Below are 22050 nucleotides of genomic sequence, written 5' to 3'. Positions count from 1 at the left end.
CCACGCCGGCGGTCCCTCTCCTCACGGCTTCCCGGAATCGCCCCGGACCACGCGTTCACTCGATCGGGTGGCATCGGCGGGGAGGGGAACGGGCGTGCGGGCGCGGGCCGTTCGACAGACATGAAACCGACGATGCGTGAAGGCCATGAGGGGACGGGGCCCGGGGCGATCACCCCGGACGGCTGCGCGGTGGAGCTGTACGAGCGGCTGCCCGTCGGGAAGGAGCCGGAGGTCATCGCCGCCGCGGTGCCGTCCGGGGCGCGGATCCTGGAGCTGGGCAGCGGTGTCGGGCGGATGACCCACGCGCTGGTGGAGCGCGGCTTCGAGGTGACGGCGGTGGACGAGTCCGCCGAGATGCTGCGGCGCGTCCGCGGCGCGCGGACGATATGCGGCACCGTGGAGCGGCTCGACCTCGGTGAGACGTTCGACGTGGTGCTGCTCGCCTCGTTCCTCGTGCACACGGGGGACACGGAGGTGCGGCGGGGCATGCTGCGCGCCTGCGTGCGGCACCTGGCGGAGGACGGGTGCGTGCTGATCCAGCGGGAGGGCGAGGACTACCACACCGACGTGCCGCGCGAGCGGGCCGACCCGGCGGGCTTCACGGTGCGGATCGCGTCGGTGGAGCCGGTGGGTGACGGCGTCGACTCGGTGCGCGCGGAGTACGTGTTCCCGGACGCGACCTGGACGCAGACGTTCCGGGCGCGACCGCTGACCAGGGAGCAGTTCGAGGCGGCACTCGCGGAGCAGGGGCTGAAGGTGGACCGGTACCTGACCGAGGACCGGACGTGGGTGAGGGCGGTGCCGGTGTCCCGCGGCTGACCGCGGGACACCGGGCTCACTTGTTCCGGCCCCGGCGGTTGCCACCGCCCGTGCCGCGGCCCGCGGGCCTGCCTCGCCCGCCGGGTCCGTCGGTTGCGGCGGACGGGGTGCCGGGAGCGGGCGGACCCGCGAACCCGCCGAACGGGCCGGGGCCGCCCAGCGCCCGCAGCCGCTCCATCTCCCGGCGGTCGCGCTTGGTCGGGCGGCCCGTGCCCCGGTCGCGGACACCGGCCGGGGCGACGGCCTCGCGGGGCGGGGGCGGCGGCGAGTTGTCGATGTAGCACTGGACGGCCACCGGGGCGCCCACCCGCTTGCGGATCAGCCGCTTCACGAAGACGACCCGCTCCCGTGTCTCGACCCGCACCCGTACCTCGTCACCGACGCGCACGGAGTGCGAGGGCTTCACCCGCTCGCCGTTCACCCGGACGTGCCCGCCCTTGCAGGCGGCGGCCCCCATGGACCGGGTCTTCACCAGCCGTACCGCCCAGATCCAGCTGTCGATCCGCACGCTCTCGCCGTTCTGCGGTCCGGCCGCCTCGGCGGCCGCCACCGCCGCGGCGATCTTCGGGTCCGTCGGCTCGGGCGTCGTCCCCGCGCCGTCGGCGGGCCCGTCCGCCGCCGCGTCACCGGCCGTACCGGCCACCTTGTCGTCCTGCGCACCCTCCGCAACCATGCTCCCGACCTTAGCCCCAGCGCCCCGCGGCCCGTGCGGGATATCCGCGCGGGCCCGATGCACCGGGCCGGGGAGGTGGAGTTGCACCCCGCGCCCGTGTGACCCGCCCGCCGCCTACCGTGGAGCCATGGATCCCCGTGGCCTGAGCCGGCTGGACCGGCGCATCAGCGGCTGCCGTGCCTGCCCCCGACTGGTCGACTGGCGCGAAGAGGTCGCCCGTACGAAGCGGGCCGCGTTCGCGGACTGGACGTACTGGGGCAGGCCGGTGCCCGGCTTCGGGCCGCCGGACGCGCGCCTGCTGATCATCGGCCTCGCCCCCGCCGCCCACGGCGGCAACCGCACCGGCCGGATGTTCACCGGCGACCGCTCCGGCGACGTGCTCTACCAGGCGCTGTACGACGTGGGGCTCGCCTCCCGGCCCACCGCCACGCACGCCGACGACGGACTGGAGCTGTACGGCGTCCGCGTCACCGCGCCCGTGCACTGCGCCCCGCCCGCCAACAAGCCCACCCCGGCCGAGCGGGACGCCTGCCGCCCCTGGCTGGTGCAGGAACTGCACCTGCTGCGGCCGACGGTCCGGGCGGCGGTCGTCCTCGGCGCCTTCGGCTGGCAGGCGGCGCTGCCCGCGTTCGCCGAGGCCGGCTGGACCGTGCCCCGGCCCCGGCCCGCCTTCGGACACGGCACCCACGTGGTGCTGGACGCCGCCGACGGGCCGCCGCTCGGCCTGTTCGGCTGCTTCCACGTCAGCCAGCGCAACACCTTCACCGGCAAGCTCACCCCCGAGATGCTCCGGGACGTCCTGCGCACGGCGGCCGAAGCGGCCGGACTGAGCCCCACGGAAAGGGGGTGAGCCGGCCCGCGCGGCGGCGGTACGGTGCCCCGATGGCCAGGTATCCCGCAATCGAACCGTACGACCACGGCATGCTCGACGTCGGCGACGGCAACCGTCTCTACTGGGAGACCAGCGGGAACCCGCGCGGCAAGCCCGCGGTGGTGCTGCACGGCGGCCCCGGTTCGGGGGCCGGCGGCGGCCTGCGACGCTACTTCGACCCCGCCGCCTACCGCATCGTGCTGTTCCACCAGCGCGGCGCGGGACGGTCGGAGCCGTCGGCCGCCGACCCCGCCACCGACATGGGCGTCAACACGACCCCGCACCTCATGGCCGACCTGGAGCGGCTCCGCGCCCACCTGGGCATCGAGCGGTGGCTGGTGTGGGGCGTGTCCTTCGGTTCGGCCCTCGGCCTGCGCTACGCGCAGACGCACCCGGGTGTGGTGTCCGAGCTCGTCCTGACCGGCGTGACCACCGGTTCGCCCGCGGAGGTCGGCCTGCTGACGCGGGGCCTCGGCCAGATCTTCCCGGAGGCCCACGCGCGTTTCCTCGCCGAACTGCCCGAGGAGCAGCGGGACGGCAACCTGGCCGCCGCGTACAACAGGCTGCTGGAATCACCCGACCCGGAGGTCAGGGCCCGGGCGGCCCAGGCGTGGACGGACTGGGAGACGGCGATCATCCCCGCGCCGCCCGGTTCCGTCGAGCGGTTCCGCGATCCCGCGTACCGCCTGCGCTTCGCCCGCACCGTCACCCACTACTGGGGCAACGACCACTTCTTCGGCGACGGGGGAGAGGAGGGCGTCGTCCTGCGCGACACCCACCTCCTCAAGGGCATCCCCGGCACCCTGGTCCAGGGCAGCCTCGACTTCGGCAACCTTCTCGGCATCGTCTGGCGGCTGCACCACGCCTGGCCGGACAGCGAGCTGATCGTCGTCGACGACGCCGGCCACGACGCGGGCGCGACCGGCGACGACGCCCTGGTGGCGGCGACCGACCGGTACGCCCGCCGCCCGGCCTGACGGGCCCGCCGGCCCGTTACGGGTGCAGCACCACCTTGGTGTAGCCCTCGATGCGCTTGTCGAACTTGTCGTACGCCGACGGCGCCTGGTCCAACGGCAGTTCGTGCGAGACCACGAAGCTGGGCTTGGCCCGGCCCTCGATGATCATGTCGCGGAGCTGCCGGTTGTAGCGCTTGACGTTGCACTGGCCGGTGCCGAGCTTCAGGCCCTTCTCGAAGAGCTTGCCGACCGCGACCAGCAGCATGCCCTGCTTGGACTGCTCGTCCGGGGCGCCCGGGTCGGACGGGACGTACAGCCCGGGGATGCCGAGCATGCCGGTGGCGCGGACCGTGCGGACCAGCGAGTTCAGCACGGTCGCCGGTTCCTCGCGGTCCGTGCCGCCGCCCGCCGAGGCCTGGTAGCCGACGGCGTCGATGCCCTTGTCGGTGCCCATGCCCTCGGTCTGGTCGTGGATCTGCTCGACCGGGTCACCCTCGGCGAAGTTGATCGGCACGGCGCCGATCTCCTCGGCCTTCTGGAGCCGCTCGGCGACCCGGTCGACCACGAACACCTTCTTCGCGCCGCGCAACAGCGCCGAGTACGCGGCCATCAGCCCGACCGGGCCGGCGCCGTACACCGAGACGCTGTCGCCGGGGCGCACCTGGGCGAGTTCGCAGCCGTGGTAGCCGGTGGGGAAGATGTCCGCCAGCAGCACGAAGTCCTTCTCGTGCTCGGTGCCCGGCGGCAGCTTCAGGCAGTTGAAGTCGGCGTAGGGCACGCGCAGGTACTCCGCCTGTCCGCCCTTCCAGGGGCCCATGGCGACATAGCCGTAGGCGCCGCCCGGGAAGCCCGGGTTGACGGTGAGGCAGTAGCCGGTGAAGCCCTCGACGCAGTTGGTGCAGAAGCCGCAGGCGACGTTGAAGGGCATGACCACGCGGTCGCCCTCCTTGAGCGAGGTGACGCCCGGGCCGACCTCGGCGATGGTGCCCATGTTCTCGTGGCCGAAGGTGATGCCCGGCTCGGCGGCCGTGCGGCCCTCGTACATGTGCAGGTCGGAGCCACAGATCGCGGTCGAGGTGACCCGTACGATCACGTCGTTCGGATGCTGGATCGTGGGGTTGTCCACGTCTTCGACGGCGACCTCGAACGGTCCCTTGTACACGACGGCCTTCATGATGCGTTCTCCGTTCGGTTGGTGTGCGTGTCCCGCAGTGACGCCCCTCCCGATGGCCCGCGTGACCGATATCTCATGATTCTCCGGTCTTGTGACCGGGGCAAGCCGGTAGCATCCGACGAATATCGTGCGACGCCCGGCCCCCTTCCGCGGGCGCCGCGACCGACATCCCGACGAAAGGGGAACAGGCGGAAATGGCAGCTCAAAGGCTGGGAACCCTGCTCGTGGCCGTGCCCGGACTGTCCGGCACCCTGTACCCCCCGGGCACGACCGTGACCGTGCGCGGCCGCGGCGCCTCCGTCGACGCCTTCGTCAACGGCGACTGGCTCCCGCTGTCGTGGTGGGAGTTCTCCGACGGTCTCCGCGAGGACATCGCCGACCGCTGACCCGCTGAGCACTGATCCGCCGACCGCTGACGCTCCGGCCGCGAAGCGCCGGCCGCCGGCTCAGTCGACCGTGACCCAGTCCAGGGTGCGCTCGACGGCCCGCTTCCAGTCCTGGAACCCCTGCTGGCGCCGGTCGTCGCTCCACTGCGGCTCCCAGCGCTTCGACTCCTGCCAGTGCGTGCGCAGTTCGTCGGTGTCGCTCCAGAAACCGGTGGCGAGACCCGCCGCGTACGCGGCGCCCAGCGCGGTGGTCTCCGCGACCACGGGCCGGCTGACCGGCACCCCGAGCACATCCGCCTGGATCTGCATGCACAGGTCGTTGGCGGTGACGCCGCCGTCCACCTTGAGCACGTCCAGGTGCACCCCGGAGTCCTGCTCCATCGCCTCGACCACGTCACGGCTCTGGTAGCAGATCGCCTCCAGCGTGGCCCGCGCGATGTGCGCCCCGGTGTTGAAGCGGGACAGACCGACGATGGCGCCCCGGGCGTCGGAACGCCAGTAGGGGGCGAACAGGCCCGAGAAGGCCGGCACGAAGTACATGCCGCCGTTGTCCTCCACCGACCGCGCCAGCTGCTCGCTGTCCGGGGCGCTCCCGATGATCTTCAGCTGGTCGCGCAGCCACTGCACCGCCGCACCGGTCACCGCGATGGAACCCTCCAGCGCGTAGACCGCCGGGCTGCCGGCGAACTGGTAGGCCACCGTCGTCAGCAGCCCGTTCCGCGAGCGCACCAGCTCGGTGCCGGTGTTCAGCACCAGGAAGTTGCCGGTGCCGTAGGTGTTCTTGGCCTCGCCGGGGGAGAAGCAGACCTGCCCCACGGTGGCCGCGTGCTGGTCGCCGAGGACGCCGGTGATCGGCACGGCGGCGCCCAGCGGGCGGGAGGTACGGGCCTGGCCGTACGCCTCGGCGTCCGACGAGGGGTGGATGGCCGGGAGCATCGACCGCGGGATGCCGAAGATGCCGAGCAGCTCGTCGTCCCAGTCGAGGGTCTCCAGGTTCATCAGCATGGTGCGGCTGGCGTTGGTGACGTCCGTGGCGTGGATGCCGCCGTTGGGGCCACCGGTCAGGTTCCACAGCACCCAGGCGTCCGTGTTGCCGAACAGGGCGTTGCCCGCCTCGGCCGCCTCGCGCAGCCCGTCCACGTTGTCCAGCAGCCACTTGATCTTGCCGCCGGAGAAGTAGGTGGCCGGCGGCAGCCCCGCCTTGTGGCGGATCGTGTCGCCGTGGCCGTCGCGTTCGAGGGCGGCGGCGATGCTGTCGGTGCGGGTGTCCTGCCAGACGATCGCGTTGTAGTACGGACGGCCGGTGCGCGGATCCCACACGACGGTCGTCTCACGCTGGTTGGTGATGCCGATGGCCCGCAGGTCGGAGGCCGACAGGCCGCCGTCGCGCAGCGCGTTCTGGATCACCGTGTTGGTGCGCTCCCAGATCTCCACCGGGTCGTGCTCGACCCAGCCGGAACGAGGCAGGATCTGCTGGTGTTCCAGCTGGTGCTTGGCCACCTCGTTACCGGCATGATCGAAGATCATGAAGCGGGTGCTGGTGGTCCCCTGGTCCACCGCGCCTACGAATTCGGGCATCGCTGACACCTTTCGTGAGTGACGACAGGCCGGGGACCTACACGTCCTCGGTGGCCGGGCCTTCCTCCTGCGCCTCCATCGCCCGTGCCCTTGCGTTGATCACCGGCTTGATGAGGAGGTCGTACACCAGCACGCCGATGACACCGCCGATCAGCGGGCCGACGATGGGGATCCACCAGTAGCCGCTGAACCACCCGAACGTGCCCGGCAACGCGATGTCGCCCCAGCCCTCGAAGTAGGTGAACAACCGGGGGCCGAAATCACGCGCGGGATTGATGGCGTAACCGGCGTTCGTGCCGAAGGTCATACCGATGGCGACGACCACCAGGCCGATGAGGAACGGGTGGAGATTCGCCAGGGGCGCGACATTCTTCATGTCGATGAGCGCGCAGATCAGCAGGAGCAGGATTCCCGTGCCCACGATCTGGTCGAGCAGCGGACCCCACCAGGAATCCCCGAAGTATTCCGCGGGGAAGGTGGCGAAGATGGAATAGGTGCCCAGCGACTGGTCGCGGGCGAGCCCCGCCTTGGCGTCGGCGGCGTCGATCGCCCAGTGGTAGCAGGCGTAGACGAGCGCGGCGGCGACGAAGGCGCCGAGGACCTGGGCCAGCCAGTAGGCCGGCACCTTCTTCAGGGGGAAATCCCTGCGTGCGGTGAAGGCCAGCGTCACCGCAGGGTTGAGGTGGGCGCCGCTGATGCCGCCCGCCACGTAGACGCCGAAGATGACGCCGAAGCCCCAGCCCCAGCAGATGATGAGCCAGTTCGCCGGACCGAAGTCCACGAACTGGCGCCCCGACCCGGGCAGACCCACGAGTGCGACGGCGACGGATCCGATACCCAGCAGAATCAGGACGAAAGTCCCCAGAAATTCAGCGAGCATCTCGCCGCCGAGGCCTTCGCGATATCCGCGTCGGCGCGCAGGTGCAATGCGTTCAGCCATCGGCTCTCCTCGAACTGAAATGGCGCGGACTTTGCCTTCCCTTGTCGGCAGCGTAGGTGCAACGAGGTGACCGGGCGCGCGGAGAGAAAGCTTTCCCACCAACAGCCCAATTCGAGGAGCGGTGGGGGCCTCGACGGCGAATACTGCGGGGCCGCGCGGGTCGTCGGCTCCACGGGGCCCGGCCGGAACCGGCCGGGCGTCGGCGGGCCGGCCGCCCGTGATGTCACACGCCGGAAACACACCTGTGCGCTTCCGTCCCACGGGACGGCCTAGCGTGGGGGCAGGCAATCCGCTCGGCCACCGTCGCCCGAAGGCCCACTTCGCCTCGACCGGACGACTGGAGCCCTGTGACTCGCACCGCCCCCGCCGTACCCCCGTGGCTCGCCCACGCCCTGCGGTCCCAGCGCGGGCCGGTCTCCTGGAGCGCGCTGCTGCGCGGGGCGCTGAGCGGCGGGCCGCTGCTGCTGGCCGCCGTCCTCGCCGGGCGGCCCACCCTCGGGGTGGTCGCCGCGATCGGCGCCATGTTCGCCGGGATCAACGACCGGCCCGGCAGCCGCCGCGCCTCCGTCGCACGCATCGGGGCCCCGGCCCTCGCAGGCGCGGCCGGACTGCTCACCGGCACCCTCGCCGGGGACCACGCCCCCGCAGTGCCGCTCACCCTGCTCCTCACCGCCCTCGGCCTGCTCGCCGGCGGGACCAGCGCGCTGGGACCCGTCGGCTCCTCCGTCGGCACCCAACTGCTGGTCGGCGCCGCCGTCGGGGCGGGCATGCCGCTGCCCGAGCCGGGATGGCTGCGGGCGTTCGCCTTCCTCGCGGGCGCGGGATGGCTGCTTCTGCTGCGGCTCGCACTGCCCACCTCCCGCTCGCTCGCCGGGGACCTCCGGTCCGGGCTGCGCTTCGACGGGGAGCGCGCCGCCGTCGCCGGGGTCTACGAGGCGATCGCCGCACTCCTCGACGCCGCGGGCTCGGACCGGGCGCCCGTACGGCGGGCCGCGCTCACCGCGGCCCTGGACCAGGCGCAGGACGCGCTCGCCGGACCCCGCTTGCGCCGCCACCCCTCCTCCGCGGCCGAGCGCCGGCTGCACGCCCAGTACGCCGCGGCCCTGCCCCTCGCCGAGGCCGCGACGGCGCTGGCCTGGGCGCGGGAGGAGGTGCCGGACCGTGCCTCCGAGGGGCCGCGCCGCCTGGCCGCCGCCGTACGCAACGGCGCGTCCACCGGTCCGCTGCCCGCCCCCTCCCGCCACGCCCCCGGTCTGCGCGCTCTGGACGACGCCCTCCTGTACGCGGCCGAGGCGTTCGACCGCGCCGACGGCGGGCGGCTGCACGGCCGCAGGCGGTCCCGGGCCGCCGTCCTGCGGACCGTCCTCGGCGCGCGCGGCCGGGAGTACGGGATGCGGGTGGCCCTGTGCTTCGGGGTGAGCGCCGCCGTCGCCCAGGCGCTGTACCACGCCCGCTGGTACGGGCAGCACGAGCACTGGTACTGGCTGCCCGCCACCGCCGTCTTCCTCGTCAAGCCCGACCTCGGGCCGCTCGCCTCCCGGGTGATGTCCCGCGCCGCCGGAACCGTCGTCGGGGCTTTGCTGTTCGCCGGGCTCGCCGCGGTGCTGCCCCGGCCGGAAGGGCTCGTCGCCGTCGTCACCGTCTGCGGGGCACTGATCCCCCTCGCCACCCGGCACTTCGCCGCGCAGACCGCCGTCGTCACCGTGCTCGTGCTGGCCCTGGTCATGGCGGGAGGCGAACCGCAGGCGTCCCTCGCCCGGATCGGCGAAACCCTGCTCGCCTGTGCCATCGTGCTGGTCGTCGGACACCTGCCGACACCGGGCCGGCGCGGCGACGCCATCCGGGCCCGGCTCACCGAGGCGAGCGCGGCCGCGCAGGAGTACCTGGCCCACGTCCTGGGGGAGTCCGAGGACCGCGAGGCCCGCTGGGCGCTGCGCCGCGAGGCCTACCGCACCCTCGCGGAGGCCCGCACCGCCATCACCCTCGCCTCCGCCGAACTCCCGCCGCTCGCCCGGCACGCGGACGGCGCCGACGAGATCGCCACGACCCTCGAACTGCTCGTCGACATCACCACCGCCTGCGCCGTCCACCTGGACGACACCGGCCACCTCGACCCCCACCACCTACACCGCCTCACCACCCTCCAGAACAACCTCGACCCCCGAGCACACCCACAGCCCAACACCGTCTGAGCGCCCCCGAAGGGGTGCGGGGAACGGCGCGACCAACTCACCAACGGTGGCCGCCCATCGCCGCGGCTGAAGCCCTCGAAGGGGCGCGGGGAACGGCGCGACCAGCCCCCACGCACCTGCACCCGCGGACTCGGCGGCCGGTCGCTCACCAACGGTGGCCGCCCATCGCCGCGGGCTGAGGCCCCGTAAGGGGCGCGGGGAACGGCGCGACCAGCCCAGTAGAACCGGCACCCGCAATCTCGCGCAGCCCCCCGCAGGGGGAACCCCCCGAAGAACGCCCCGCGTTCACCCCACCCGCACCCACACCGGCGCATGATCCGACCCCGCCACCCCCCGCCGCTCCCCGGGATCCGCCCCCACGGACGGCAGCCGGGGCGGCCCGTCACCCGGCAGCCCCGTCCCCGCCACCGACACCCTCCGCACCAGCCGGTGACTCAGCAGCACATGGTCGATCAGCTCCCGCCGCCCGGATTCCACCCGCGAGTACCGCTCCGCCGCGGGGATGAGCGGGGCCACGTCCCACAGCCGGAACGCGTCCCCCCGGTCAGGACGGTCGTACCCGGGGGTGCCGATCTCCGAGCCGGGCGGCCCCAGCAGTATCTGCGTCGTAGCCGCCTGCACCCCGTCGTTGAGGTCGCCGAGCACGGCCACGTCCCGCTCCCGCCCGTCGCCCTCCAGCAACTCGTCCGCCAGTGCGCGCAGTGCCGCCGCCTCGGCCGCCCGCCGGTACAGGGCGTAGGCGGCGTACCGGGCCCGCTCACCCTCGTCGCGCGGCTGGAAACGGCCGTCGGGATACGACAGCAGCTTCGACTTCAGATGGCAGACCGCCACCCGCAACGGCTCCCGCTCGCCCGCGACCTCCACCGCGAGGAACCCCCGCCCGGCCCGGCCGGCGGTCAGTCCCGTGTCGTCCGCCTGCACCGGCAGGACCCGCGCCGGGAACATCGCCGTGTCGGCGACCACCGTCATCTCCGTACGGCTGAGGAACCCCACCCGTATGCCCCGGCTGTCGGCGTGTTCGGACAGCGCGACGTGCCAGCCGTCGTCCAGCAGTCCGGCGAGATCCTCCAGCGCGCCGGGGTCGCCCACCTCCTGCACGCCGAGCAGCCCCGGATCCAGTTCCGTGATCACCGCGGCGAGCGCGGCCAGTTTTGACGCGTACGCGGCCTCGTCGTCGGGCCCGAAGGGGCCACCGGGCCGGTACAGGTTCTCCAGGTTCCAGGTGCCGAGGAGCAAGGCGGGCCCCTTTCAGCCGTGGGCGGGCTCGTGGTCGGAGCCAGGGTGCGCGCCCGGCCCGCCCCGCGACAGTGCCGCGACGGGATGTCGCGGTTCGGCTCACCCCGGGTCAGGGTCCCGTCGTACGTTGACGTGATGACGCCTTCTGCCGTGGAGAGTCCCGCCGGGCTCATCATCACCGGTTGCACCGTGCTCACGCACGACGATCAAGAGCGCGTCGGTTTCCGTGAGAACGCCGCCGTCGTGGTGCGCGACGGGGCCGTGGCGGAGGTGACGGACGCCGGGGCCGTCGCCGGGCGGACGGCCGACGAGTGGATCGACGCGCGCGGGCAGGTCGCGCTGCCCGGCCTGATCAACTGCCACACCCACGCCCCCATGGTGGCGCTGCGCGGACTCGCCGAGGACCTGCCGACCGAGCAGTGGTTCAACGACGTGGTCTGGCCGGTGGAGTCCAACCTCACCGAGCGGGACGTCACCCTCGGGGCGCGGCTCGCCTGCGCGGAGATGATCCGGGCCGGCGTCACCTGCTTCGCCGACCACTACTTCGGCATGGACGCGGTCGCCCCGGTGGTCGCCGAGAGCGGGATGCGGGCGCTGCTGGGGGAGACGTACTTCTCCTCCCAGGGCCCCGGCGGGCGCGAGCGGTCCCTGGAGTTCGCGCTCGGGCACCGGGGGAGCGCCGGCGGGCGGATCACCACCGCGCTCGCCCCGCACGCCCCGTACACCGTGGACGACGCCGACCTCGCCGCCACCGCCGAACTGGCCCGCGCGCACGGCCTGCCCGTCCATCTGCACGCCGCTGAGAACCGCGACCAGACCGAGGCCTCCCTCGCCCGGCACGGCGTCACCCCCGTCGAGGTCCTCTCCCGCACCGGCGTCCTGGACACCGACGTGCTCATCGCCCACGGCACCGGCATCGTCGAGAGCGACCTGCCGCTGCTGGAACGGGCGGACGGCCGTACGGCGGTGGCGACCGCGCCCCGTGGATACCTCAAGTTCGCCTGGCCCACCACCACGCCCGTGCGGGCGCTGCGGGACATCGGCGTGCCGGTCGGCCTCGCCACGGACGGCGCCGCCTCCAACAACTCCCTCGACGTGTGGGAGTCGATGGCGCTCACCTCCCTGATTCAGAAGTCCGTGGAGGGCGACCCGCGGTGGCTGACCTCCCGTCAGGCGCTGCACCACGCCACCCTGCAGAGCGCCCGCGCGGTCGGCCTTGAGGGGAGCGTGGGCCGGATCGCGCCCGGCCACCGCGCCGACATCGTCCTCGTGGACCTCACGGGCCCGCACACCCAGCCGGTGCACGACCTGGCGGCGACCCTGGTGCACAGCGCCCGCGCCGCCGACGTCCGTACGACCGTGGTGGACGGCCGGATCCTCATGCGCGACCGGTGCCTGCTCACCGTCGACGTCCCCGAGACCGTACGCGAGCTGGGGGAGCGCCTGCCCGCCCTGACCGACCGGAGCCACGGCCGCCGCATCCAGCGGTACGACACCTGAACCGGCGCGCGACGGCCGGCGCGCGGCCGGCGCGGACGGGCCCGGCGGAAAAGATCTTGGACGCGAACGATGAGTTCCGAGCGGCCGCCCGGTCACCCCTCGCAACGGGACCGTCGCACAGGAGGAACCATGTCGCTTCCGGAGATCGTCTCGCGCGCCGAGTGGCGCGCGGCGCGCGAAGAACTGCTCGACAAGGAGAAGGCCGTCACCCGTGCGCTCGACGCCCTCCGCGCCGAACGGCGCCGGCTGCCGATGGTCCCCGTCGACCGCGAGTACGTCTTCGAGGGCGGCGACGGCAAGGCCACGCTCCTCGACCTCTTCCAGGGGCGGCAGCAGCTCGTCGTGCACCACTTCGAGTTCGCCCCGGAGTGGGAGTCCGGGTGCCGCTGCTGTTCGGCCTTCCTGGACCAGATCGGGCACCTGGCACACCTCCAGGCGCGGCGCACCACGTTCGTGGCCGTCTCGCGGGCACCGTTCACCAGGATCCTGCCGTTCAAGGCGCGGATGGGGTGGACGGTGCCCTGGTACTCGTCGTACCCCGGCGACTTCGACGCCGACTTCGAGGTGTTCTCCGAAGAGGGCGGGACCCCCGTCCAGCGGCCCGGCGTGAGCTGCTTCCTGCGTGAGGGCGACCGCGTCTTCCACACCTACTCGGCCTACGGGCGCGGTCTGGAAGGGCTGGGCTCCACCACCAGCCTGCTGGACCTCACCGCGCTCGGCAGGCAGGAACCGTGGGAGGAGCCCGAGGGGCGCGCGTGGGCCGTCGGAGCACCTGTGGCACAGGAGCATCTCCGCTACCACGACGAGTACGACCTCTGACACGGACGGTGACGGATTACTCCGAAAAGCTGAGAGCGCGCTCACACTTGGCAGTGAACGGGTGTCAACTACGTCTCAGTACCGTCACCGGACGAGGCGTTCGCCCCATGGTTGGCGTTTAACTCTACGAGTACAGCGCTACATGGAGGTGGCAGGGTGAACGGGCGAACAGTGCTCGAACGCTTTCCCGCAGGTGGGCCGCGCGGCTCATGGCCCGCGGAGGAGTTCGCGCACGCGCGGCGCCTGGAGGGCCTGCCCGCCGAGGTTGTCATGGACCTCGCGACCGACATGTTCCTGGTGATCGTCCGCGGCGAGCGCGCCGGCGGTGAGGCGGTGGCGTGAGCGGTCCCGCGAGGGGTCGTCGGAGGCCGTCAGGCGGTGACGGGGCGTGACCAGGCGGGGGTGGTCTCCGTGAGCCGGCACAGGGCCAGGTAGAGCGGTATCGGCGGCGTGTAGGGGAGTGTGCCGTCCGGGCGGTGTATGAGACCCGGGAGGCCGGCGTCGCCCGTGGCGGCCGGGCCGTCGGGGAGAACCGCACCGGCCGCGTAGTGCGCGGGGGCGGGCCAGTCCAGGGCGTAGTCGGAGTCGGACGGGACCAGCCACCACCAGTGCGCCTCATCGGCGTAGACGCACCCCACGCGGGGCAGCCGGGGCAGGACCAGCGGGCCGAAGCGGGCGGGCACCGCCACCGCGTCGCAGCCCATCGGGGCGGTCATGCCGTCGGGGACCGGGAGGCGCCGGGGCGCGTCCGGGGCCGTCCGTCCGCGCTGCAGGCGGACCAGTGAGTCCAGGCTCAGCGCGCGGGTACCGCCGGCGCTCGTCACGCGCGTCCTCCGTCCCGGCCGGGATGCCGCCCCGCGGGTATGTCGAGGCTCTTCTGCGCCGGATGCGAACGGGCGCTCTCGTCGCCGTCGCTGTCGCCGTCCCCCGAGCCGCCGGCCGGGCCGGGCTTGGGCCGGGCGCCCCAGCCGAGGTCGTTGCGGGGTCCGGCGGGTTCGTGCGGGGTGTCCGCCTGGCGCGGGAGTTCCGCCCAGACCAGCAGGCCGGGACCGTGCTCGTTGGCGCCCCACGCGTGGCACAGGGCGTCGACGAGGAGCAGTCCCCTCCCGTGCTCCTCCTCCGGCCGCTGCCGGGTGTTCGCCCGGGGCCGGTCCGGGGCGCAGCCCTCGTCCCGCACGGCTATGCGCAGCAGGTCGTCACCGTCGTGCAGCTCGCAGACGACGCTGCTGCTCGCGGTGTGCACGATGGCGTTGGTGACCAGCTCGGAGACGATCAGGGCCGCCGTGTCGCAGGTGTCCTCGCACACCGCCCAGCCGGACAGCCGGGCCCGGGTCAGCCGTCTGGCCCGGGCAGGGGAACCCGGGTGGGCGGCCAGTTCGAAACGGAACCGGCGCGCGGCGTCGTCCCCCGAAGGGGCGGTGGCCGGGGCGGCGCCGAGGCCGACGGGGGCCGCGGCGGCGTCTGTTCCTAAGGGCGCGGACGGAATCACGCTTGCCACTATCGCCCCGCCGTGAACACTTGGCAAGTGTCACTCTGAAAAATGCAGAGTGCTGTGTGACGGTCTGGACTGGCGTGGCACACTGCTCGCAACAGGACCTCGCGCGGCGCCAGTTGGGATCGCCGAAGATTGATTCGAATGTGTGTTCGGTTCGAACGGTCTTCGTGGCTGATCATCGAATGGCGCCGCCGGGCTGTCAGGATTTGTTCGAGGGAGGTGGAGCGTGAGTGAACCCCGGTCCGCGCCGACGGTGGGGCAGGTCGTCCTCGGGCGCCGCCTGCTGGACCTGCGTGAGCGCGCCGGTCTCAAGCGGGAGGAGGCCGCCCGCATCCTGCGTGTCGCCCCCGCCACGGTACGCCGCATGGAGATGGCCGAGGTCGCGCTCAAGATCCCGTACCTCCAGCTGCTGCTGAAGGCCTACGGCGTCTCCGACGAGGAGGCCGACGCCTTCGTGCAGCTGGCGGAGGACGCCAACAAGCCCGGCTGGTGGCAGCGCTTCCACGACATCCTGCCCGGCTGGTTCTCCATGTACGTCAGCCTGGAGGGCGCGGCCTCCCTCATCCGCAGCTACGAACCCCACTTCGTCCCCGGACTGCTGCAGACCGAGGACTACGCGCGCGGCGTGCTGCGCTCCGGTGCCATAGGGCAGACCCGGCCCGAGGACATAGAGCGCCACGTCGACCTGCGCATGCAACGGCAGGAACTGCTCACCCGTGAGGACGCGCCCCGACTGTGGGTCGTCATGGACGAGACCGCGCTCCGCCGCCGGGTCGGCGGCCCGGAGGTGATGCGTGCACAGATCGACAAGCTGCTCGAAGCGGCGGCGCTGCCCAATGTGACGCTGCAGGTCGCGACCTTCGACAGCGGGCCGCACCCCGGCACGTACGGGCCGTTCGTGCTGTTCCGATTCGCCATGCCCGAACTGCCGGACATGGTCTACAGCGAGTACCTGACCGGCGCCGTCTACCTGGACGCGCGCACCGAGGTGGCGACCCACCTCGAGGTCATGGACCGCATGGCGGCCCAGGCCGCCACGGCACATCGCACGAAGGAGATCCTCCGGGATCTCCGCAAGGAGCTGTGAATGGAACTCATCAAGCCCCCGAAGACCCAACCGCGTGCGCGGGCGCGCGCCGGGAGGATCTACAACGGCATGCCCGCGCGGGAGCTGGGCAGCGAGGGCTGGCACAAGCCCTGGAGCGGCGGCAACGGCGGCAACTGCCTGGAGGCGATGAAGCTCGACGACGGCCGCATCGCCGTCCGCCAGTCCACCGACCCGGACGGGCCGGCGCTCATCTACACCTCCGCCGAGATGACGGCCTTCATCGAGGGAGCCAAGGCCGGAGAGGCGGATTTCCTGCTGTCCTGACCCCCGCTTGCCGCACTACCTTGTTTCTTCCCCCTTGGCACGTGGCACTTCGCGCTCAGCATTTGGCACTTGGCACTCATCACTCACCAACTTGGCACTGAATTGATCACTAAGGCTTGCGGACAGTTACGGAGCTTGTCATGACCGGGCAGCACCCTGCGGAGATCGACACCACCAGGCCGCATCCCGCGCGGATGTACGACTGGTACCTCGGCGGCAAGGACAACTATCCGGTCGACGAGGCCATGGGCCGGCAGATGCTCGCCCTGGACCCGCGGGTGCCGGTCATGGCACGCGTGAACCGCGCGTTCATGCAGCGGGCCACGCGCTGGCTCGCCGGGCAGGGCGTGCGTCAGTTCCTGGACGTCGGCACGGGCATACCCACCGAACCGAACCTGCACCAGGTGGCCCAGCGCATCGCGCCGGACGCCCGCGTCGTGTACTGCGACAACGACCCCATCGTGTTGGCCCACGCGGCGGCATTGCTGCGCGGCACGGACGAGGGGGTCACCGACTACCTCCAGGCCGACGTGCGGGACCCGGACACGATCCTGGAGGGCGCGCGCAAGATCCTCGACTTCGACGAGCCGATCGGTCTCTCGCTCATCGCCCTGCTGCACTTCGTCCCCGACGAGGACGGCGCGCACGAGCTGGTGCGGCGGCTGCTGGACGCGATGCCCTCGGGCAGCCACCTGGTGATCAGCCACGCCACGGCCGACTTCACGCCCGAGGAGTCTGAAGCGGCCGTCGCGAAGCTCAAGGCCGCGGGCGTCACGCTGGCGCTGCGCAGCCGCGAGGAGTTCACCCGCTTCTTCGACGGCCTGGACCTCGTGGAGCCGGGCGTCGAGGTGCCGCACCTGTGGCACCCCGAACTGGGCGACCCGATCCCCGGCCAGGAGGACGGGGTCATCCCCGGCTACGGCGCGGTGGCCCGCAAGCCGTAGTCCCGCGCGCCCGCCCCCGTACGCCCGGTTCGCCCCGGGGGTCCGGGGGCGGTGGCCTGTGTGCAGATGCCGGCCGGGCCGGTCGCCGACGTGGGGAGGTGGCGGTTTCCGCGGATTGGTCAGGCCGTCATCGGCCGGTCGTACGGGCCGATCGGTGCCGGCAGGCGGGATGTGCCGCCCGTCAGGTAACCGTCCACCGCCGCCGCCACGGCCCGGCCCTCTGCGATGGCCCACACGATCAGCGACTGCCCCCGTGCGGCGTCCCCCGCCGCGAAGACCCCCCGGACGTTCGTGGCGAAGTCCGCCCCGCGCGCCACGGTGCCACGGGGCTCCAGCGTCACGGCGAGCTGGGCCGTCAGCCCGTCCCGCTGATCGGGCCCGGAGAAACCGAGCGCGAGCAGCACCATGTCGGCTGGCAGCGCCCGCTCCGTGCCCGGCACGGGACGACGACCCGCGTCCACCTCCACCAGACGCAGCGCGCTCACGCGCCCCGCCGCGTCCCCGTCGAAGCGCAGCGTCGACGCCGCGAACAGCCGCGCGTCCGCGTCCGCCGCCGGTGCCGTCCGCAGCGCACCCGCCTCCTCGTGCGCCGCCGACAGCCGGTACAGCTTCGGATACGTCGGCCAGGGTTCGGCCTCCTCGTCGCGTTCGGCGCCCGGCCGGTGGTAGATGTCGAGCTGGGTGACCGACGCGGCCCGCTCCCGCACCGCCGTGCCAAGACAGTCGGCGCCCGTGTCGCCGCCCCCGACGATGACGACGTGCCGGCCCTCCGCGGACAGCGGCGACGTCTCCAGGTCGCCCTCGCGCACCCGGTTCGCCAGCGGCAGATACTCCATGGCCTGATGGATCCCCGCGAGCTCACGTCCCGGCACCGCGATCTCCCGCCACGCCGTCGCCCCCGTGGCGATCACCACCGCGTCGTAGCGGCTCCGCAGCTCCGCCGCGTCCACGTCCCGGCCCACCGTGATGGACGTACGGAACCTCGTCCCCTCGGCCCGCATCTGCTCCACCCGCCGCTCCAGATGGTGCTTCTCCATCTTGAACTCGGGGATGCCGTAGCGCATCAGCCCGCCGATCCGGTCGTCCCGCTCGTACACGGCGACCGTGTGCCCGGCCCGGGTCAGCTGCTGGGCCGCGGCCAGTCCGGTGGGACCCGAGCCGATGACCGCGACCGTACGACCGGAGAGCCGGTCCGGCGGGGCCGGTGCCGCGAAACCCTCCTCCCAGGCCCGGTCGGCGATCGCGCACTCGACGTTCTTGATGGTGACCGCCGGCTGGTTGATGGCGAGCACACAGCCCGCCTCGCACGGAGCCGGACACAGCCTCCCCGTGAACTCGGGGAAGTTGTTGGTGGCGTGCAGCCGCTCCGCCGCCGCCCGCCAGTCCTCCCGTGAGACCAGGTCGTTCCACTCCGGGATGAGATTGCCCAGCGGGCAGGCCTCGTGGCAGAACGGCACACCGCAGTCCATGCACCGGTCCGCCTGCGTGCTGATGATCGGCAGCAGCCCCCCGGGGACGTACACCTCGTCCCAGTCGCGGACCCGCTCCTCCACAGGCCGGCGCGGCCAGTCCTGGCGGGGTGTGGTGAGGAAACCCTTGGGATCGGCCATGGCCGTGTTCCTTGCGTGGGCGGGTGACAGGCCGTGCGTCGTCGGGCGGCACTCCTGCGCACACGATACGTCCGCCCACCCCCGCCCGCAGCGCGCCCGACGCCGTCCGCACGACACCCTGCCGGCCCGTGCGGCGCAGGTGGGAGCCGGTGCGGGCGCCGGTACGTCAACCGGTGAGGGCGAGCAGGTACGCCAGCGCCGCACCGGCCGAGGCGAGGGCTCGGACGTGGTTCCACCGTGTCCACCCGCGCACGTACACCGGCCAGTACGCGGCCGCCTCCGCGCTGTCCGCCTCCAGCCGGGCCAGCCGGTCGTTCCGGGGTATGTGCGCCACCACCGTCAGCCCGAACGACCCGCACAGGTACAGCGCACCGCCCTCCAGCGACGCGACCGCGCCCTCGTCCGGCCACACCACGCATGTCACCGCCGTCAGCACCGCGCACAGCACCGTCGAGCCGAGGAACACCAGCATGAACGGCGGGCGCACCGCCGCCACGTTGATCGCCTGCATCGCGGCCACGCCCCGCGCCGGCGGCAGCGCCGCGAGCCCCCGCATCACGAACGTCGAGAACGCGCAGAACACCCCGGCCACCACCCCCGTCCCAAGCACACCCAGCATCGTCAGCACCGGATACGGCCCGTCGCTCATGTGCGGTCACCCCCGTCCCTCGGACCGGAACTCCCTCCCGGTCGCCGTCATCACCAGTCAACGCGCCCCGCACACCGCGGGCCATGGCCGAACAGCGCACGGCCATGCGGGAGCGTCCACGACCCGCGCCCGCCCGTAGGCACCACGGCTGCAGGGCCCCCTCCCGGCGCCTCGGAAGCCGCCGGGGGCGTGACGCATCATGGCCCTGTGCGACTCGAAGCGATCACCTGGGACCGGCTCGTCGACCTGCTCGCCGAGCGCCTGCTGGAGCTCGAGACGGCCGACGGCGCCCCCTGGCCCCGCGTCGCCCTCGACGGCGCCCCGGCCGCCCGCCCGGGCGACCTCGCCGAACGCCTCGCCGAGGCGCTGCGCACACGGGGCCGCCCCAGCCTGGTCGTGGGCACGGACGGCTTCCTGCGCCCCGCCTCCGTCCGGCTGGAGTACGGCCACCAGGACCTGGAGTCCTACTACGGCGGCTGGTACGACACCGGCGCCCTGTGGCGCGAGGTGTTCGACCCGCTCGGGCCCGGCGGCAGCGGGCGGGTGCTGCCCGACCTCTGGGACCCGGCCACCGACCGCGCCACCCGCAGCCCTTACGTCCAGCTGCCACCCGGCGGCGTGCTGTTGCTGCACGGACCGCTTCTGCTGCGTCACTGGTTCCCCTTCGATCTGAGTGTCCACGTCCTTCTCTCGCCCGGTGCGCTGCGCCGCCGCACCCCCGAGACCGAGCATTGGACGCTCCCCGCCTTCGAGCGCTACGAGGAGGAGACCGACCCGGCCGCCACGGCCGACGTGCTGGTGCGGGCCGACGACCCCCGCCGTCCGGCCTGGCGCGGCTGAGACCGCGCGGCCCCCGCTCACGGACCTGGAAGGTCGGCGGAGCCGGCTCGCGGACCTGGGGCACCGGTCGCGGCACCAGAGCGGCGGTCGCGGCCCAGGGGCGCAGGTCGCGGAGCCGCCCGCTGCGGGTGCCGTCCGCCGACGACCCGGCGACAATGAAGGGCGTCGGGACTCGCGGCGCGCCCCCGCGCCGCGCCGGCCGTCCGGCACCGGGAGGTACCTCATGACCACCGCCGGAGACATCATGCACCGCGGCGCCCAGTGGATCCCCGCGCACGAAACCCTCGACCGCGCGGCACAGTTGATGCGCGAGCTGAACGTCGGCGCGCTGCCCATCAGTGACGAGAACGAGCGGCTCTGCGGCATCCTCACCGACCGCGACATCGTCGTAGGCTGTGTCGCCATGGGCCACGACCCCGCCCGGGTCACCGCGGGCGAGATGGCCAAGGGCACACCACGATGGATCGCGTCCGACGCCGACATCGACGACGTGCTCAACGAGATGCGGACCCACCAGATCCGCCGCCTGCCCGTCATCGACGACAAGCGCCTCGTCGGCATGATCAGCGAGGCCGACCTGGCCCAGCACCTGACGGACGAACAGATCGCCGCCTTCGCCGAGAGCGTCTACGCCCGGTCCGCCTCGGGCTGACCCCGCCGCCCGCCGGTGGTGTGGCCGGCGGACGTCACAGCCAGCCGCTGCGCCGGAACGCCCGGTGGAGCAGTCCGCAGGCCACGGATATCACCGCGAGGACCATGCCGTAGCCGTACCGCCAGTGCAGCTCCGGCATGTGGTCGAAGTTCATGCCGTACACCCCGCACACCATGGTCGGCACCGCGACGATCGCCGCCCAGGCGGTGATCTTCCGCATGTCCTCGTTCTGGGCGACCGTGACCCGCGCCAGGTGGGCCTGGAGGATCGAGTTGATCAACTCGTCGAACGCCGCTATCTGTTCGGTCGCCCGCTGCAGATGGTCGGCGACGTCGCGGAAGTACGCCTGCATGTCCGGGGCGATCACCCGGCTCGGCCGGGTGGCCAGCTCCTCCAGCGGCCGGCCGAGCGGCACCACGGCCCGCTTCAGCTCCAGCAGTTCGCGCTTGAGCTGGTAGATGCGGCCCGGATCGACCCGGGCGCCGTGCTCCGCGAAGACGTCCGTCTCGACTTGGTCCATGTCCTCCTGGACCGAGTCGGTCACGCTCAGATAGTCGTCGACCACCTGGTCCGCGATGGCATGCAGCACCGTGGACGGCCCCTGGACCAGCCGCCCGGGATCGGACTCCAGCCCTTCGCGCAGCGGCCCCAGCGAACCGTGCCGCCCGTGCCGCACGGTCACCACGAAGTCGGGGCCGACGAAGACCATGATCTCGCCCGTGTCCACCACCTCGCTGTTCGCGGTCAGTTCCTCGTGCTCGACGTAGCAGACCGTCTTGAACACGGCGAACAGCGTCTCGCCGTACCGCTCCAGCTTGGGCCGCTGGTGGGCCTCGACGGCGTCCTCCACCGCCAGCGGATGCAGGTCGAACAGCTCGGCGATGCCGGCGAACTCCCGGCTCGTCGGCTCGTGCAGCCCCAGCCAGACGAACCCCTCCCCGCTCTCGCGGACCAACTTGACGGCGTCGGCCGCATCCCCGGGCACGGAGACACGGTGACCGTCCCGGTAGGTCACGCAGTTGACCACCGAGGAGCCCAGTGGGGACCGGGCGGGGTGGCTCAGATCGACCCGGGGACGGCGGCGCGCCAGCCTGCGCAGCCTGCCGACCCGGCCGAGACCCCTGACCTTCCGCACATTCCCCGCCATCGACATTCGGTCCCCCTAGCGTGATCCCCCGTGCCGACCTGCTCGTCGACCCTGCCGCGCCAGTCTGCCAGCCACCGGCCGTCCTCGTCCGGGCCTGTGGAAACGTCAACTTCCGCTTGGTTCCCGCCTGTGGACAACAGGGCGGCGCAGCCCTCGTCGACCGGCACGGTCGGTGCCGCGCATGCCGTCGAGGGGTG

Annotated in this window: 23 protein-coding genes; 13 read left to right on the top strand and 10 right to left on the bottom strand. The window is 72.7% G+C overall.

The annotated features are described in order from the left end of the window. Nucleotides 1-132: 132 nt before the first annotated feature. Nucleotides 133-819 (top strand): class I SAM-dependent methyltransferase, encoded by a 687-nt coding sequence (locus tag B100_RS0100275; RefSeq protein ID WP_024882470.1) that lies wholly within the window; start codon nt 133-135, stop codon nt 817-819. A gap of 16 nt (nt 820-835) precedes the next feature. Here B100_RS0100275 and B100_RS0100270 read toward each other — a convergent pair whose 3' ends face one another. Next, complete coding sequence (locus B100_RS0100270) at nt 836-1492, bottom strand: RNA-binding S4 domain-containing protein (RefSeq protein ID WP_024882469.1); 657 nt, start codon at nt 1490-1492, stop codon at nt 836-838. Nucleotides 1493-1619: 127 nt separating this feature from the next. On the opposite strand from B100_RS0100270, the gene B100_RS0100265 reads away from it, so the two are divergent. Beyond that, complete coding sequence (locus B100_RS0100265; RefSeq protein WP_024882468.1) at nt 1620-2342, top strand: uracil-DNA glycosylase; 723 nt, start codon at nt 1620-1622, stop codon at nt 2340-2342. 32 nt (nt 2343-2374) lie between these two features. Beyond that, complete coding sequence (gene pip, locus B100_RS0100260; protein WP_024882467.1) at nt 2375-3340, top strand: prolyl aminopeptidase; 966 nt, start codon at nt 2375-2377, stop codon at nt 3338-3340. Nucleotides 3341-3356: 16 nt separating this feature from the next. Here pip and B100_RS0100255 read toward each other — a convergent pair whose 3' ends face one another. Beyond that, nucleotides 3357-4493, bottom strand: coding sequence for a glutathione-independent formaldehyde dehydrogenase (locus B100_RS0100255; protein WP_024882466.1), 1137 nt, complete (start codon nt 4491-4493; stop codon nt 3357-3359). Nucleotides 4494-4687: 194 nt separating this feature from the next. Here B100_RS0100255 and B100_RS0100250 point away from each other — a divergent pair, with 194 nt between their 5' ends. Further along, the gene (locus B100_RS0100250; RefSeq protein WP_024882465.1) at nt 4688-4879 is read left to right on the top strand and encodes a hypothetical protein; all 192 of its coding nucleotides are present in this window, start codon (nt 4688-4690) and stop codon (nt 4877-4879) included. A 60-nt stretch (nt 4880-4939) separates the two neighbouring features. Here B100_RS0100250 and glpK read toward each other — a convergent pair whose 3' ends face one another. Both glpK and B100_RS0100240 read right to left on the bottom strand, forming a co-directional pair. Next, a complete protein-coding gene (glpK, locus tag B100_RS0100245) occupies nt 4940-6457 on the bottom strand; it encodes a glycerol kinase GlpK (protein WP_024882464.1) in 1518 nt (505 codons plus the stop codon). 37 nt (nt 6458-6494) lie between these two features. Then, complete coding sequence (locus tag B100_RS0100240) at nt 6495-7397, bottom strand: MIP family channel protein (RefSeq protein WP_024882463.1); 903 nt, start codon at nt 7395-7397, stop codon at nt 6495-6497. Nucleotides 7398-7744: 347 nt separating this feature from the next. On the opposite strand from B100_RS0100240, the gene B100_RS0100235 reads away from it, so the two are divergent. Next, nucleotides 7745-9589: an FUSC family protein gene (locus B100_RS0100235; RefSeq protein WP_024882462.1), complete on the top strand. Its 1845-nt coding sequence runs from the start codon at nt 7745-7747 to the stop codon at nt 9587-9589. A 285-nt stretch (nt 9590-9874) separates the two neighbouring features. Here B100_RS0100235 and B100_RS0100230 read toward each other — a convergent pair whose 3' ends face one another. Then, nucleotides 9875-10825 carry an endonuclease/exonuclease/phosphatase family protein gene (locus B100_RS0100230; protein WP_024882461.1) on the bottom strand — a complete coding sequence of 317 codons (951 nt, stop codon included), beginning with the start codon at nt 10823-10825 and terminating at the stop codon, nt 9875-9877. Nucleotides 10826-10960: 135 nt separating this feature from the next. On the opposite strand from B100_RS0100230, the gene B100_RS0100225 reads away from it, so the two are divergent. The 3 genes from B100_RS0100225 (at nt 10961) to B100_RS0100215 (ending at nt 13486) form a co-directional block, all read left to right on the top strand. Beyond that, entirely contained in the window at nt 10961-12325 is a 1365-nt protein-coding gene (locus B100_RS0100225) for an amidohydrolase (protein WP_199785193.1), read from the top strand. Between the two features lie 129 nt (nt 12326-12454). After that, the gene (locus B100_RS0100220) at nt 12455-13144 is read left to right on the top strand and encodes a DUF899 domain-containing protein (protein ID WP_024882459.1); all 690 of its coding nucleotides are present in this window, start codon (nt 12455-12457) and stop codon (nt 13142-13144) included. Nucleotides 13145-13300: 156 nt separating this feature from the next. Further along, the gene (locus B100_RS0100215) at nt 13301-13486 is read left to right on the top strand and encodes a hypothetical protein (protein ID WP_024882458.1); all 186 of its coding nucleotides are present in this window, start codon (nt 13301-13303) and stop codon (nt 13484-13486) included. A 29-nt stretch (nt 13487-13515) separates the two neighbouring features. Here the strand turns inward: B100_RS0100215 and B100_RS0100210 are convergent, their stop codons facing one another. Together B100_RS0100210 and B100_RS0100205 are read right to left on the bottom strand one after the other, a co-directional pair. Continuing rightward, nucleotides 13516-13968 carry a hypothetical protein gene (locus B100_RS0100210; protein ID WP_024882457.1) on the bottom strand — a complete coding sequence of 151 codons (453 nt, stop codon included), beginning with the start codon at nt 13966-13968 and terminating at the stop codon, nt 13516-13518. Then, entirely contained in the window at nt 13965-14642 is a 678-nt protein-coding gene (locus B100_RS0100205; RefSeq protein WP_024882456.1) for an ATP-binding protein, read from the bottom strand. Before B100_RS0100205 ends, B100_RS0100210 begins: the two co-directional genes overlap by 4 nt. Before the next feature lie 223 nt (nt 14643-14865). Here B100_RS0100205 and B100_RS0100200 point away from each other — a divergent pair, with 223 nt between their 5' ends. The 3 genes from B100_RS0100200 (at nt 14866) to B100_RS0100190 (ending at nt 16955) form a co-directional block, all read left to right on the top strand. Beyond that, nucleotides 14866-15726, top strand: a complete 861-nt coding sequence (locus B100_RS0100200; protein ID WP_024882455.1) for a Scr1 family TA system antitoxin-like transcriptional regulator — start codon at nt 14866-14868, stop codon at nt 15724-15726. Further along, complete coding sequence (locus B100_RS0100195) at nt 15727-16011, top strand: DUF397 domain-containing protein (protein ID WP_024882454.1); 285 nt, start codon at nt 15727-15729, stop codon at nt 16009-16011. Nucleotides 16012-16151: 140 nt separating this feature from the next. Then, nucleotides 16152-16955, top strand: coding sequence for an SAM-dependent methyltransferase (locus B100_RS0100190; RefSeq protein WP_024882453.1), 804 nt, complete (start codon nt 16152-16154; stop codon nt 16953-16955). A gap of 119 nt (nt 16956-17074) precedes the next feature. On the opposite strand, the gene B100_RS0100185 is transcribed toward B100_RS0100190, so the two are convergent. After that, on the bottom strand, nt 17075-18565 hold the full coding sequence (locus tag B100_RS0100185) for a glutamate synthase subunit beta (protein ID WP_024882452.1): 1491 nt from the start codon (nt 18563-18565) through the stop codon (nt 17075-17077). 166 nt (nt 18566-18731) lie between these two features. Continuing rightward, nucleotides 18732-19214: an anthrone oxygenase family protein gene (locus B100_RS0100180; protein ID WP_024882451.1), complete on the bottom strand. Its 483-nt coding sequence runs from the start codon at nt 19212-19214 to the stop codon at nt 18732-18734. A 207-nt stretch (nt 19215-19421) separates the two neighbouring features. Here B100_RS0100180 and B100_RS0100175 point away from each other — a divergent pair, with 207 nt between their 5' ends. Further along, a complete protein-coding gene (locus B100_RS0100175) occupies nt 19422-20054 on the top strand; it encodes a uridine kinase (RefSeq protein WP_024882450.1) in 633 nt (210 codons plus the stop codon). A gap of 223 nt (nt 20055-20277) precedes the next feature. After that, the gene (locus B100_RS0100170) at nt 20278-20706 is read left to right on the top strand and encodes a CBS domain-containing protein (protein ID WP_024882449.1); all 429 of its coding nucleotides are present in this window, start codon (nt 20278-20280) and stop codon (nt 20704-20706) included. Nucleotides 20707-20740: 34 nt separating this feature from the next. Here the strand turns inward: B100_RS0100170 and B100_RS0100165 are convergent, their stop codons facing one another. Continuing rightward, the gene (locus tag B100_RS0100165; RefSeq protein WP_024882448.1) at nt 20741-21859 is read right to left on the bottom strand and encodes a magnesium and cobalt transport protein CorA; all 1119 of its coding nucleotides are present in this window, start codon (nt 21857-21859) and stop codon (nt 20741-20743) included. Nucleotides 21860-22050: the final 191 nt, after the last annotated feature.

It is taken from the genome of Streptomyces sp. CNH189 (assembly GCF_000527195.1).
Note: the sequence above shows the minus strand (reverse complement) of the source record. Positions and strands in the feature narration are given on the sequence as shown.